The 13,429-nt window shown below is 60.0% G+C and carries 10 protein-coding genes and 3 pseudogenes; 7 read left to right on the forward strand and 6 right to left on the reverse strand.

Translation table 11 applies throughout. The annotated features are described in order from the left end of the window. Nucleotides 1–38: 38 nt before the first annotated feature. Entirely contained in the window at nucleotides 39–1,649 is a 1,611-nt protein-coding gene (locus tag QN245_RS11770; protein ID WP_317843252.1) for a MobA/MobL family protein, read from the reverse strand. A gap of 266 nt (nucleotides 1,650–1,915) precedes the next feature. Here QN245_RS11770 and traD point away from each other — a divergent pair, with 266 nt between their 5' ends. From traD to QN245_RS11785, 3 genes and pseudogenes are all read left to right on the forward strand, one after another. Next, nucleotides 1,916–2,242 carry a conjugal transfer protein TraD gene (gene traD, locus QN245_RS11775; RefSeq protein WP_317843253.1) on the forward strand — a complete coding sequence of 109 codons (327 nt, stop codon included), beginning with the start codon at nucleotides 1,916–1,918 and terminating at the stop codon, nucleotides 2,240–2,242. A gap of 253 nt (nucleotides 2,243–2,495) precedes the next feature. Then, nucleotides 2,496–2,606 (forward strand): annotated as a pseudogene (locus tag QN245_RS11780) (HNH endonuclease); the annotation flags it as partial. 19 nt (nucleotides 2,607–2,625) lie between these two features. Next, nucleotides 2,626–3,579, forward strand: a complete 954-nt coding sequence (locus tag QN245_RS11785) for a GIY-YIG nuclease family protein (protein ID WP_317845418.1) — start codon at nucleotides 2,626–2,628, stop codon at nucleotides 3,577–3,579. Between the two features lie 136 nt (nucleotides 3,580–3,715). Here QN245_RS11785 and QN245_RS11790 read toward each other — a convergent pair whose 3' ends face one another. Both QN245_RS11790 and QN245_RS11795 read right to left on the reverse strand, forming a co-directional pair. Next, complete coding sequence (locus QN245_RS11790; RefSeq protein ID WP_317843254.1) at nucleotides 3,716–4,174, reverse strand: hypothetical protein; 459 nt, start codon at nucleotides 4,172–4,174, stop codon at nucleotides 3,716–3,718. After that, complete coding sequence (locus QN245_RS11795; protein WP_317843255.1) at nucleotides 4,171–4,629, reverse strand: hypothetical protein; 459 nt, start codon at nucleotides 4,627–4,629, stop codon at nucleotides 4,171–4,173. Before QN245_RS11795 ends, QN245_RS11790 begins: the two co-directional genes overlap by 4 nt. 453 nt (nucleotides 4,630–5,082) lie before the next feature. Here QN245_RS11795 and QN245_RS11800 point away from each other — a divergent pair. The 4 genes and pseudogenes from QN245_RS11800 to QN245_RS11815 all read left to right on the forward strand — a co-directional run bounded on the left by QN245_RS11800 (nucleotide 5,083) and on the right by QN245_RS11815 (nucleotide 7,780). Next, nucleotides 5,083–5,558, forward strand: a pseudogene (locus QN245_RS11800) (Y-family DNA polymerase). After that, nucleotides 5,555–6,184 carry a DinB/UmuC family translesion DNA polymerase gene (locus QN245_RS11805; RefSeq protein WP_317843256.1) on the forward strand — a complete coding sequence of 210 codons (630 nt, stop codon included), beginning with the start codon at nucleotides 5,555–5,557 and terminating at the stop codon, nucleotides 6,182–6,184. The pseudogene QN245_RS11800 and the gene QN245_RS11805 overlap by 4 nt, the downstream one beginning before the upstream one ends. Nucleotides 6,185–6,247: 63 nt before the next feature. Continuing rightward, a pseudogene (locus QN245_RS11810) lies at nucleotides 6,248–6,343 on the forward strand (DUF4113 domain-containing protein); the annotation flags it as partial. A 60-nt stretch (nucleotides 6,344–6,403) separates the two neighbouring features. Continuing rightward, complete coding sequence (locus tag QN245_RS11815; RefSeq protein WP_317843257.1) at nucleotides 6,404–7,780, forward strand: hypothetical protein; 1,377 nt, start codon at nucleotides 6,404–6,406, stop codon at nucleotides 7,778–7,780. A gap of 240 nt (nucleotides 7,781–8,020) precedes the next feature. Here QN245_RS11815 and QN245_RS11820 read toward each other — a convergent pair whose 3' ends face one another. From QN245_RS11820 to QN245_RS11830, 3 genes are read right to left on the reverse strand one after another with little or no spacing between them, the layout of a single operon-like run. After that, nucleotides 8,021–9,082: a Shedu anti-phage system protein SduA domain-containing protein gene (locus QN245_RS11820; protein ID WP_317843258.1), complete on the reverse strand. Its 1,062-nt coding sequence runs from the start codon at nucleotides 9,080–9,082 to the stop codon at nucleotides 8,021–8,023. Between the two features lie 10 nt (nucleotides 9,083–9,092). Beyond that, nucleotides 9,093–11,744: a DEAD/DEAH box helicase gene (locus tag QN245_RS11825; protein WP_317843259.1), complete on the reverse strand. Its 2,652-nt coding sequence runs from the start codon at nucleotides 11,742–11,744 to the stop codon at nucleotides 9,093–9,095. Between the two features lie 2 nt (nucleotides 11,745–11,746). Beyond that, on the reverse strand, nucleotides 11,747–13,363 hold the full coding sequence (locus QN245_RS11830; RefSeq protein ID WP_317843260.1) for a site-specific DNA-methyltransferase: 1,617 nt from the start codon (nucleotides 13,361–13,363) through the stop codon (nucleotides 11,747–11,749). Between the last annotated feature and the right edge of the window lie 66 nt (nucleotides 13,364–13,429).

Raw genomic sequence — 13,429 nt, forward strand, 5'->3', positions numbered from 1 at the left:
CCGACAACAAAGTGCCCCGCTTGCGGGGCACCGTTGTTTCAGTGGAAGCGTGGGCGCGGTGGACGGGGGCCGCTCGGCGCAAGATCCGGGGCCGGCGGGTCGTAGAGCGCAGTCGGTTGAGCGTCCTGGGAGCCAAGGACCAGCGGTCGGTCGAGCTCGAGGGGATAGCGCCTGAGCATCTCCTGGCTCCAGGCCTCCAGGTGGTGGGCACGCTCTGCTGCCGCCTTCTCGCAGATGGCTTTTTGCTCCGGCGTGACCCGTGCCCGCGCTTTAGCTAGCTCGGCCCTCCGCTTCTCTACGATGCTCAAGCGCCATGCCCGGCGCTGCTTCCAGTGCTGCTCCGTCCAAGGGGTGCCAGGCTTGGGATTGCTGAAGGTGAAGTTCTCCCAATACCGCTCCGCGAGATGAAGGAGCTTGGAGGCGCGTCGCTCGGCCCGCAGGTGTCGTGCAAACCTCGTCAGGCTGGCTTTGAATCCGCGCAACCGCCAGGCGAGCTCCAACACGTCAGCGTCGAACCGGGTGTGCTCGACGAATGCCGCGGCGCGCTCGGCCGCCCAAGCCAAGAGTTGGCGGGTGGCATGGAGCGCCCGCGCCACGCCCTCGTGGCGCAGCGCTGCCCACTCCTGGCTCAGCTCTGCGACGAGCACCGGGATGGACAGCGACTCCGGGGGCGGCGCCCCGGGAGCGCTCTCCTCCAGCAACCCCAGCCGTTGGGCGTTGATCTCGATGTTGCGACGGACCTCGATGTCCCCTTCCCCGCGGGCCAGCGACAGTCGCAGCAGGGCTCCAAGACGTAGTCTCTCCCGTTTGGCCTGTTCGTGGCTGTGGCCGTCGGGCACTTCCAACGCTCGCCCCTCGCTCTCGAAGCTGGCGGCGAGTTCTTGGAAGGCCTCTTCGTTGCGCTCTTCAATCCGGCGGTTTGCCTCCACGCGCTCAGAGGCCTGGCCCCGTCGGGCCATGGCGGTTGCGTTCTTGCCCACGTGTTTGGTGGGCTCACGCGAGAGCACGGCAGCAGCCACCAGGTCGCCGCGGGCCAAGGCGTCATTGGCCTGTGCTTCCAAACGGCGATGGTCCACCTGAATCCCTAGGCCAGCCGCCTCGAGGTAGGCATTGACGGTGGTAGCGATCAGTTCGCGCACCCAGTGCACCTCTGCCCTGCCCAACGGCCCACCGTCCAGTTCCTTGGTTTTTTCCGTGAAACCTTCCGGCCCCACGCGCCGCGTCGTTGCCAAGACGTGAACGTGCCAGTTCAAGCCGTCTTTGCTGCCTGGGCTATGGATGCTCGCTTGGGCTGCGAACCGGTAGCGACTGACCAGCGCACGGGTGACCTCCAGGGCCAGCTCGGATCGCTGTTCATCATCGAGTTCGTGCGGCAGTGCGAATTCGAACTCGCGTGCGATCGTGGCGTCCTTGCGCCGCTCAGCCGCCTCCGCCGCCGGCCAGAGTGCGGCGGGGACAAGTGCCCAGTCGGGCGCGTCCTCGGGAGCGACGCAGCGGGTTTCGACCACGCCGTCCCGACGGCGGTAGTCGTGGCGCTGCCCGGTCTTCTCGTCTTCGAGAAGCAGGCCAGCGCGGTAGGCAGCCGCCGCGATGGACGAATGTCCCTTGGCGCGGCTGAAGGTCTTTACGTTGGCATGGTAGATGGCCATGAGGTATGTGCTCCGAAGCAGTGGGGTTGCTTCGTTTATGCCTTGGCTTTTGATTTGCGCAAGCGCCGTCGGCGCTTGGGGTTCAAGGGGCGGAGCCCTTTGCGCACACGTTCCGCAGGAACGTCTAGGTGCGCTCTTGCTTCTTTCTTTTAAGCCTTGTTTTTCAGATCTTTTCAATTTCGAGGGAGCACAAATTTTCAAGCCGGCGCGAACTTGACGCGAGCCATTTCTTTGGTTGACTCGTAAGCAAGCAGAGGAGAAATCAGATGAGCGCGACAAACCACTACCACGACCGAATCCATCGAGCTACCGAACGACTGGCGCAGCTTCAAGCGCGCGAGCTTTTAGCGAGCCAGCGCCAGGCAGTGAAAGCGAAGGAAACACAGCGCCGCGAAGAGGCCAAGCGACGCACGCGGGTCGCAGAGCTTGTGTTCTTGGCCGGCGTCGAAACGCTGGAGGATGCTGAGTTGGTCGGCGCGCTGTTGAGCTATGTAGAAAGCCGCAATGACCATGATGTCCGCAACCAAGCACGCTCACGCGGGACCTTGCGGCTGACAATGGCAAGCGCCGAAGAAAGCCATGCCAAGCACTGACCTGGCTCTGCACTTGCTCGCTACCTTCGAGTTGCGGCGGTCTTAGAGTTGAGCTAAAACATGTTTGCCGGTCGCTGAGCGTCGGTGTTGTGCCCGCATGCCAAACGGCTCCGGGTGCCCGAGGTCCACCCAATGGGGGCGCGGGAATCGTCTTTTGATTCCGGAGCCTCCCATGAGCAACAGACGCCTCAAAACCCTTCGTGCCTACGCCTTCCACGCCCAAGCCGGCCGCTGTTTCTATTGCGGCCTCCCCATGTGGCTCTCCTCGCCTGACGAGCTAGGCTTGCGCCCCCGATCGTCCCGCGCCTACCAATGCACGGCCGAGCATCTCCAGGCTCGCCAAGACGGTGGCAAGGACGTGGCCGATAACGTGGTGGCCGCGCATGCCCGCTGTAACCAAAGACGCCACAAAAGGTCTGGGCCGCCCCTCCATCCCGACGCATTCCGGGCACTGGTTCAGAGGCGGCTCGCAGTGGGAAAATGGTGGCCGTCACTACCGCCAGGGATTGCGCGTGCTTCTTTTTGACCTCATCAAGCTTCACGAACCCTCGTTCGAGACGTCGAAGGCCAAGATTCATTTGGCACGACACAACCAGATCAGTCACCCCATCAACGAATGGCTGGCTGGTGACTTCGATAACTGGCAACGCACCCAGACCCGCAGGAACTTCAAACTCGACCTAGTTGTATCGCTGATCCAGGTGCCCAAGACGTATCGGTGGATGTTTGCCGGCCTGTTCCGCTCGCATGGATACGAGGAGTGGAAAAACGAGGTGAACAAGCTCCACTACGTTTACAACCTCGAACGCATCCCCAGCACCGAAGCCTTGGAAGGCCGCTTGTTCCTCACCGGAAAATATACCGGCCAACAGTCCTACCCAGGTGCAGACAGCCTCATTGGCGACATGGAAGTCTACGAACTGCTTCCTGAGAAGTTGGGCATCGGAGCCTTTCCAGGCTTCAAGAAGGTGGACATCGACAAGGGCACCCTTGATCTGCTGATGCGCACAAACAACAGCGCATGGCGAACGGCCCTGTCTTCTGTCAAAGGCATCTACCTCATCACTGACACCAAAACTGGCAAGCTCTACGTGGGCAAAGCCGACGGTGAGGAAGGCATCTGGGGACGCTGGGGTCACTACGCCAGCACTGGACACGGTGGCAACCGGGCTCTTGTCCAAGAGCTCGGCCTGAAAGCGAGCGACCGCCAGAACGATCTGAAGTTCTCGCTCCTAGAAATCGCAGACATCCAGACCGGCGATCAGGAGATCGATGAGCGAGAGATCCATTGGAAGAACATCTTGATGAGCCGAGCCTACGGCTACAACCGCAACTGACCCGGGCAAAAAATAGCCCGGGGGTGAGCCGGCTGAAGGGTCTCGAGGAACAAGGGATGGTCAGGAGTATGCCTATCCCGATTCGCAGTGATTGAGACCCTTGGCCAAAATCCCGTCTGCGCTTCTGACTTGGCTGTCAGGCGGATGCTGGAAGCCTGACAAGTTCCATCCAGCCGGACTGCGCCGTGGAAGCGCTCGCCATCAAGGGCCCGTACCCCGGGATGACCTTCAGCTGGTCCACGCCGTCCTGGTCTTGTGGGAAGAACGGCCCATCTGGGCTGAAGACGTAGTGGTCTCCCTGCAGCGCGCCGCAGGCCTCACAGTGGTTGGCCAGGTAGCTCTGGTTGGCCGTCTGCGAGTAGTTGGGCTTTAGCCAGGGGGCCGCGGCCTTGACCCGGGCCATCGTGCCCACGTCCAGTTCGCTGACGTATTTCAGCAAGGATGGGCCGCCCTCCTCGGGGTATTCCTCGTCCTCGTTGTCGATGAAGCCAGGCACCCAAATGGCGGTCACAGGGATAGACGCCGAGCACTTCCAGCAGGTGGTCTCGCCTTGGAGCAGGGCGTAGCTGGTGGCGTTGATGTTGAGTTCGGTCATGGGGACTCGTCCACGTATGCACCGCGATCCCAGGAGCGGTAGCGCCAAGGCAACACCTCCTCTAGGAACGTGATGCGGGGGCCGGGGAGGTTCTTCAAACCGCCGATGGCGCATTGGATGCCCTTGGCGTTAGCCTCCGATACGAAGAGCCAGGGCCGCGCACTGCAATCCAGCGGCACGCCGCTGTCCCGGGCCAACGCGGCCCTGACACCAGGCCAATGCTCGTCCCACGCCCTCAAACGCGCCCGGAGCGACGGCGCACGTGCAGCGTAGGTGATTTCGCAGAGGTAAGCCGCCTGCTCCTTGAAGCTGACCGCCACCGCGTCGCAATACCAATGCGGTCCGCTCGTATCGGGGTTGGCGCCTTCGTTGAGTTGGATGCAGCACTGGCTGTTGACGAACAGCGCGCGATCTGCGCGCAGATAATCCAACACCACGCCTTCAAAATGGTCCACGGATAATGGTCCTCTAGGATGGTGGCTACATGGTCAAGCCGCTCCGCCGCCGCGGTGGGCGCCTGGAGCTTCATTCCGGCAAACCAGTCAACTCTCCCATTTTCGTTCCCGATGACGTGGGGCTTGACGTCTGGGGCGTGGTGACCTGGAGCTTTAGGAAGCAGCTTAGGCGCTGACCGATGACCTAGGGTCGCCTGTTCAGCGGAAGTCGCGTTGACTCCCTCCGATTAGGGTCATCAAGGTGCTGCTGGATATCCGCGTCCTTGATCAAACGCTCGTTTCGCTCCCTCCTACAGTTCCTTGCAACCTCCATTTGGTAGTCGTGATATCTGGAGTTGCGCTCGCTTTCAGATAGACCCGCCTCACGCAGCTTTTTGAAGTAGTCCATTGCCTCCTGCGTGTCCTGCACAAACCACCCAGTTCCCCTGCACTCCCAACACATATCCAGCCTCTATGCTTGGCCTCGTTGACGGAAACAACTTCTACGCCAGTTGCGAGAGAGTGTTCAACCCCTCGCTGCGCGGTCGCCCGGTCGTCGTGCTGTCCAACAACGACGGCTGCGCCATCGCGCGGTCGCAGGAAGCCAGGGACCTGGGCGTAGGCATGGGCCAGCCCATCCACGAAGTCCCGCCAGAGGTGCGCCGGCAGCTCAAAGTCCTAGCAGCCAACTTCGGGCTCTACGGCGACTATCGGGCGCGTGGTGTCGATCCTGCGGGACCTGTTCCCCCCAGATCGAGGTCTACTCCACCGATGAGTTTTTCGTGTCCTTCGACGGCATCCCGGAAGCCGAATACGAGCGCGTCGCTGCCGAGGCCCGAGCGCGAATCCTGATGTGTACCGGGATTCCCTGCCGCGTCGGCATCGGGCCCATCAGGACGCTCGCCAAGCTGGGCAACAAGGCAGCAAAAAAGCCCCGCACGGGGTCATGACCGCCCTGCCCAGCTCCCCGTTGCTGGGACGGTTCGAGGTCGATGATGTGTGGGGCGTAAGCCATCGCACACGGGCCAAGCCCGACGTGGAGGGGATCTTGACCGCCGCGGGCCTGGCCCGGGCTGACTCCGAAACCCTGAGGGCGCGGTGTGGCGTCACCCTGGCCCGCACCCTGCGGGAGCCGCAGAGCATTGCTTGCTCCAGTCTGGAAGAGGTGGAGCCGGACCGACAGCAGATCGTCGTGTCGCGTTCGTTCGGAAAAGTGGTGGTGGCGCTGGAGGATCCGCAGCGAGCGGTGGCAACATTTGCCCAGCGCGCCTGCGAGAAGCTCCTCGCGCGTTCGCTTCAGGCCGGCGGGGTCTTGGTCTTCTTGCACACCAATCCTTTCGAGCCCGGGGCGGCGCAATACCACTTCAGCAAGGCCTTCAACTTCGTGACCCCAACCATTGACACCCGAGAGATGCTCATGGTGGTTCAAGGGCTGACCAAAGCGATGTGGCGACCGGGTAACCGCTATAAAAAGGCGGGCATTGGCTTGCTGGACCTGACGGCGAGCGACATCCACCAAGGCGACTTGTTCGCCCAGGTGGGTCCCCGTTCGAAAGCCCTCATGGAAGTCATATAAGGGGCGAACACCAAGTTTCGCCGCGGCTCGACGGCGCTTGCTTCATCGGCAAAGCGGGCGCGTGGTGGAGAGCGGCGCAAGCAGGTCTGGGCAATGAACCAGGCGGCGCTGTCTCCGGCTTACACGACTCGGTGGGATCAACTCGTCCGGGTGCGATGAGCCAACTCAAACAGTAAACTTCAGCAACAAATGCCAAAGGGGGCAAGAATGGATTCAGTATTGCTGATGTCGATCGTCGGGTCGGCAGTTCTGGGCGCGGCCATCGGAGCATTTCTGGTGCGTCAGAGGAGGCCTGGCTACAAGGTTGTGGCCACCACAGAGCGAGCTGCTCCGGCAGGTGGCTTGGCACTTGTTCCCGCGTCCTCGAGCTCCTTGGTCATTCAAGATCGCACGGGCTCAAACGCATTGGCTGTCACTCAGCTTCCTACGGAACTGTTTGACCAAATCGACGCACCAGCGCAAGGGAAGCCGAGCAAGAAGCTTTCGCGCTTGAATGCGCTGTTTCAAGGCGCACCTACCCTTGTCAACGCAGCCCAGGGCACCCCTGCGAACGTGTGGGAGGTCGCGATCAACGGCCCCCTTCTTCGTGCGCTTGACGAAAATAAGGAACCCATCAAGGGCGCCTTCCGAGCGATGACGCATGGAACGAAGGGTCACCACTTCAAGGAACACGCCCTGCTCACCAAGCCGGAGAGCGTCAATGCCTTGATGGGTGCCACCGCGTTCTGGCAGATCGCTTCGATTGTTGTGGCCCAGAAGCATTTGGGAGACATCAGCCAGCGTCTTGAGGGAATCGAAACGGGATTGGAGCGGGTCGAGTCCAAGATGGATGCCAAGCGCCGCAGCGAGCTCAAGGGCGTCATCGAATATCTGAAAGAGATCTCGGACTCCATCCTGGCAGGCGACTACTCGCCTCACTTTCGCTTCAAGCTGGAAGATCATGCGGAGCAGATGCTCAAGGCCAAGCATGAGATCGCGGACTTGTTGAAGGCGCGGATCAACGCCCTACTCAACATCAAGGACCCGGACGCTATCAACGCAGACGGTTACGCAGACCTCATCCGAACAGAAATGGCTGTCATCGCGACACTGTTCCGAGAATGGCTGCTTTGCTCGCGCGCCCGCTTCCAGGCATGGTCGCTTCTTGCAGTCATGCCGGGCGATGAGGTTCTCAAGCCCAAGCGCTACAACGGCATTGTGAACGATCTGGTCACCATGATGGACCCCAGTGGCCCCATGGGCGCGTTCTCCAAAAACATCCATGTCATGACGTCTCGCATCCACGCTCGTGTTTGGAGTGCGGAAGCGCTATCGAACCTTCGCATGAAGGTCTCGAATGAGTTTGAAGACCTCAAAAAGGACCTTTGGGCTGACTTTGAGGCAGAACGAAAGCTGGTGGACCAAGGCGCTGAACTGCTCAAAGACATCGAGCAGCCGACCCGGATCCTGGTGCAGATCAAGGGCGATGAAGTAGTCTCCCTGAAGCACCTGCCAGCCAATGAGCTTCCGCAGATTGCTCATCAGAACCTATTGCCGTCGGTGTTCTCGCAGCAGACGATTCAAGCGGCAGCACAAGCAAGACAGCCGCGAAACTGAGTCAAAAGAGCTGACTCACGGCTAAGCGGGCGTGTTAACCGCAAGTCGGTTTGGCGGTGCCAATCTGATGCTTTTGCGGTCCAACGCCAGGTTTAGCCGAGGGCTTATGGCGTTCGCCTCGTCGCCCATTGCGGCGGCGCGGTGGTCAGCAGCGCCGCCGGATCTGGGCGGTGAACCAGGCAGCGGTGTCAGAGGCTTATACGACTCGATGAAAGCAACTTGTCCGGGGGCAGTGACGCCCTACCAAGGGATGCCGTCGTCAATCGCTGCCGGAACAAGCGCTTCACTTACCGAAGGTGACATCATCTCGATCAGCCGCTCGCCTTGGGCCAGCAAATGGTCGTAGGTCATTACCGAAATACCATGCAGGCGGCGATTCAAGCCATGCAGTGACCGCTGCTGCTCCTCATCCCATTCATTCGAGCGCCCAATAACGATGGTCGCTCGCGGGTGATAAGCGACGACTTCCTTGTGATCCAGCAAGCCGTGCTTCGCCTGCTCATGCAGGATGTCCAAATAGCGATGGCACTGCCCAATGGCCTTGGAAACATCAGCAGAGAAGTAGTAGTTCCGATGCGCCGAGTCATAGACCAACACGTCTTTGTCGGGCCGCTTCAGCTCAACGATGTCTCTGTAGCCGGCGATGACGCTGGGCAATAGCAAGTCGAGGCTGTCGCCCGATGAAATGTTTCGCACCTCATCCCGGATGACGTAGGCATTCCCGAACGCCCAGCAATGCTTTTCGCACCAAGCCTGATACACCTGTTCGCCCACTTCACGTCCCAGGTTCGAGCGTAGTTCTGCGACAGCCGAACGCATCTCACTTAAACGAATAGAACCACGAAGCGCGGCGCTCAACTCGTGCGTAAGTTCGGCAGTCGAAAGATGTTGGACGAGCTCCGGTTGAGAAAGCACCTTGGTCAGCGCCCCCACCAACTCCTCCGGCTTGTGATCGGAGAGATTGGCCTCGCCGTTGGAGACCTTGATGAGGATGAACTCCCCCGTTCCCGATTGTGCTGCAACAGGGAGGTGGGTTTGAAGGTATTTCAGAAGCTGTAGAGAAGAGGCCTCCGTCAATGTGAGCGTCTTCGCCTTGTCCTCGACCCATGGCTGATTTTTCGACTTAACGAAGCCCTCAAGCTTGAGTGAGAACTCGGTGCGGTCGCTATGCGGAATGAACCACGCAAGCGCCTGAAGCTTGCTCTTCGTTGTCTCGTTCAAGACGACGGGAGGCGCATAGTCCAGCTTCCCGCTGCTGGCTGCCTTCCTGACAATCCTCTGCACCTTGCTCGCGTCCTGCATGCTTATCCCTCTATCTTTCGATGGCTGCCTTCAGCTGCTCGGTCACGCTGTTGCCCTTCTCGTCTTTCAGCTGGGCCATGAGGTAGACCCCTCTGCCCTTACTCTTGGTGGCCCACAGCTCCCCGATCATGCGCTTCTCCTTCTCGGAGTCGGCCGTATATCGGTCGCCGCCCTTGTATTCAACAACCAGAAGGCGCCCATCCTTTAGCCGCGCGACGAAATCCGGGTAGGTGCGCTGCTTGGACGTGGGCATCCAGAACTGGCTCTTGTCCACCAAGTTGCGGACCCAGTGCTCCACCTCGTCCAGTTGGTCAATGGCTTGGGCGCAGAGGAACTCTTCCCCCAGCTTGCCCCCGGCCGTCTTCCACTTCAGATCGCCCACCCAGGGATAATAGTGCTTGCGGAAGCGGTAAGTCCCGCCTTGCTGTTCGTAATAGGAATGCCCTGGATACTGCCTGAAGTCCGCTGGGTAGGTGAACATGGCATCGGGCTCGTCGCTGACCACGATGTCGGCGTCGGCTCCGAACAACGCTTGCTGAAAGCCGTCCTTCAGCGCCTCAGCCTTGGCTATCTGGAGCTGCTCGCCCAGTTTTCGGCGCAGGACGAACTGACCATTGAGCAACTGGGACAGCGAGAAGCCGCGGTCGTCCTCCAGGCCGCTGATGGCCCGGCGCAACCACTCGCGCAGAACCGGCTGCTTGACGCCCGGGTCTCGGATCTTCTGGTCCAACCAGCCCACTAGGTCCGCCTGAGTGCGGTCTTTCGCGAAGCCTGGCAGGTAGGTGTTCACATCGTCGTCGATCTTGGTGTAACTGACCTTCGAATCGACCAGGTCCACCTCGAACGTCTGGCTGTCCGCGTTGAACTTAAGGCTGGAAAGATCCGGGGGGTAGGCCAGCAGGTCCCAGGCGAAGCCCGGGGGCGTGGCGCCGCTCTCCACGAACTCCAGCTCGCCCTGTTCCATGACGCCAAGCCGGGGCACACTGAAAACCACTCCGTTCTGGCTGGGTGCTTTCAGCACCTTGGAGGCAATCTGGTGCCGTTCGATGGTGGCAGTGGCTTCCTCACGCTCCTTGGCCGGCACTGCCTGCGTGATCACCTCCACGGTCGAGTCGTCCAACTCGCCCGTGATCTCCACCGACCCGCCCTTACCTTCTTCGTTCAGGGTAAATACGACATTGGCTTGGTCCCGCGCCGGGATACCGGCCAGGTCCGGCTGCTTGCTCACGGCAATCGTGGTCTTCGGCGTAACAGGCGCCGGATTGGCATTACCGCCTTGAAGCTGCAGGCCAGGGCCTGGGGTGAGATCCGGAAGCACCGCGCCCACGGCTTCCAGCGGGTTGAATCCGATGTCGATGAGGGATTTGGTCAGCTCGGCCGCGGCCAGGTTGAAGGCCGTGGTGGTGACGTGGGCGTAGGCCTTGTTCATAGCCTCCTGCTTGCGACGGGTGGCATAGGGCATGCGCAACACGCGGCCCAGCAACTGCTGGATGTCCTTGTCGCTCTTAACCTGGGCCACCGAGCAGAAAACGTAGGCAAACGAGCAGTCCCACCCTTCCTTGAGCGCTTGCTTGGTGATGATGACCTCGATGGGGCAGTCCTTGGCGAACAGGTCCACGCCGTCGATTTCGCGCTGATCGCCCGTAGCAATGGCGATGGCCTTTTCAGGCACTTTCTCGTTGTCGATAAGGTGCTTTTTGACCTCCTCGACCGTGGCCGTGCCTTTGGCGCTCTCGGCCTGGATCAGCAGGATCGGCCGGATGTAGTCCGGCTCCCCGAGCGCGGTCTTGCCCAACTCGTTTCGGCGGGCCACTGCGCTGCCAACGGCCACCTCCCACTGCCCGACGTGCTCCTTGAGCACGACCGGGAACTTGATCATGTTCGCGTTCTTCAGCTCAAACGCGCTGACACTCACCAGCACATTGCTTTTGCTAGCTTCCGGCGTGGCCGTGAGCTCCACCACCACCTTGGCGCCCAGACGCTCGTAGACCTGGTAGGAGAGCGGCGTGTTGGCGTTGTGCGCTTCGTCGGTGATGACCAACGGGCCGTGGAGCTTGAGCAGGTTGGCAAAGGACGCGATGGCCTTGCCCGCCTTGTTCTGCTCCAGGTAGGCCAAATCGGACACGCTGCCGGCGAAGTGCGCTTCCAACTCCTCGTGGTGCTCGTAGACCTTCCGGCCTTCCTGGTTCTCCACGCGCAGCGCGGCCATGGTCGAGATGACCACGCACACCTTGGTGCCCAGATCGGCGGGGCGGATGTGGGAGAAGTCCTCCACGTCAAAAACGGCGACCTTGCCCCCGAACGCCTCGTCCAGCTCCTGGCGGTAGGCGTGGCGGGGGTTCTTAAAAGCTTCCAACGTCTGAGCCTTGATCTGAGTGGTGGGCACCATCCACATGACCAGCGGGAACTCGCGCTCCAGGTAGGCGTCGCCTGCAGCCTGGATGATGTGCGCGCCCATGACCGTCTTGCCGCCGCCCGTGGGAATGCGCAGGCAGACATAGGGTGAGGCCTCCAGGTGGGGCATGGGCTTGTAGCGGGTGTCTAAGCCCGCGTCTACGTTCTTCTCAAACGCGGGTGCGGGACCGGTGAGGCGTGTGTCTTCGAGAAACTGGGCCAGGCTCGACAAGGCCCGCTGCTGATACACCTTGAGGGAAAGAGCCATGCTTAGCGTGCCTTGATGTCGTAGGGGGTCTGCTTGAAGGTGATCTGAAGTTCTTCCAGCCGCTCCTTGGGCAAGTCGCAGGATTCCCCGTAGATCACCTTGGGCCCCTCAAAGGGCTGCAGGCCTTTCAACACCCGCTTGGTCAGCACGTTGCCACCTGTCTTGCTTTCGTCGCCCAGGATGCCGTTGAACAGCAGATAGTAGCCGGTCCCGTGGTGCTCGCCCAAGAACGGCTGTTTGGGGGCACGGGTTGAGCGAGCGATGCCGGTTTCAGCGAACCAAACGTGGGCGGCTAGGTGCTCGAATCTGATCCCTTCACGGATATGGCCGAACTCATCAAAAACCGGCACACCAAGCTTGTAAAAGCGAAAGCCACTGCCGCCCTTCCAATCCACAGATTTGGAGATTCCCGATTGCTCGCCATCCACCACAGCTTTCAAGCGCGGCTGGCACTTTGTTTCAGCGTGTTCGCCACGCTCGATACCGATCCAGTGTCGCTTCATTTTGTGTGCTACTGCAGCAGTGGTTCCGGAACCAAGATAAGAGTCGAGCACCAAGTCACCTTCATTTGTTGCAAGTTCAAGGCAGCGTTTGACCAATGCCTCGGGCTTCTTGCTCTTCGGAAACTCAACACCACCTTCCTTATGCAGATTGTTCGACAGGAGGTCGTCCCACAGCGTAGTAAGCGGTTCACCGGCTACGAGGACTCCATCAACTTCCTTCAACTTCCCCGAATAGAATATGATTCTCTGCCCGCCAATGAAATACATGTCCGCGTGCCCTTCACGCCCCAAATGCATGATTTCATCTGGCTTCTTCAAAGACTCATCAATCACGCGCTGAGCTTCCTTGCTCACTGCGTTGTAGTCGGGCCGAACAAACTGGGCAACCCGACTTGCGTTCTCTATAACAAAATCATTGAGAAAACTTTCTAGACCATCACCATACTCTTTCTTGAGGTCAGAAGCTTTTTTCCCTGAAAATTCGGAAACGGCAACAGTGAGAGTGACAAACTTCCATTTGCTGAAATGCTCATGGGGATTGACTAAAAACTTACCATAACGCTTATCTCTCTCGCGCCCGGTGAATACACGGTTAGGCCTCCACTTCGCCTTGTTTTTGGCATAAACAAGAATGAAGTTTGTTGTGCTCACCATACCAGGATTAATCGCCTTGTGCCCCGTTGGCGCCCCCTGCTTAAATGAAACCACAGCAACTCGATTTTTCCGGCCCATGATCTCGTCAAGGATGGCAATTAGGTAACCGAGTTCGTTATCGTCAATATGAACAAATAAAGTTGCGTCCTCCGCCATTAGCTGGCGAATCAGATCCAACGCGGGATACATCATTGACAGCCAGATGGAGTGTTCGAGGTTGTCGTCATAGTCACTCAATGCCTGCCCGGTATTGAAAGGGGGATCGGCATAAACACACTTGACCGAGCCGGCATAGTAGGGAAGCAATGCCTTTAAGGCATCAAGGTTATCGCCCTCGATCAGCATATTGGGGGAGTCGACCTCCCCATAGGACAAGCTGGAAACCGGCTCAAGAAGCCGGTAAGGCGTCAAGGCGGAACGGGTCAGGTCCTCATCACGGTTGGACCAGTTGAGCAGCGGCATCTAAGACATCCCTTCGAACAAGTGCTAAGTATCGGCCAGGGGCGCCGCAAGGCCAACGCCCGCGCA

The organism is Xanthomonas rydalmerensis (genome assembly GCF_033170385.1).
Classification (GTDB): Bacteria; Pseudomonadota; Gammaproteobacteria; order Xanthomonadales; family Xanthomonadaceae; genus Xanthomonas_A; species Xanthomonas_A rydalmerensis.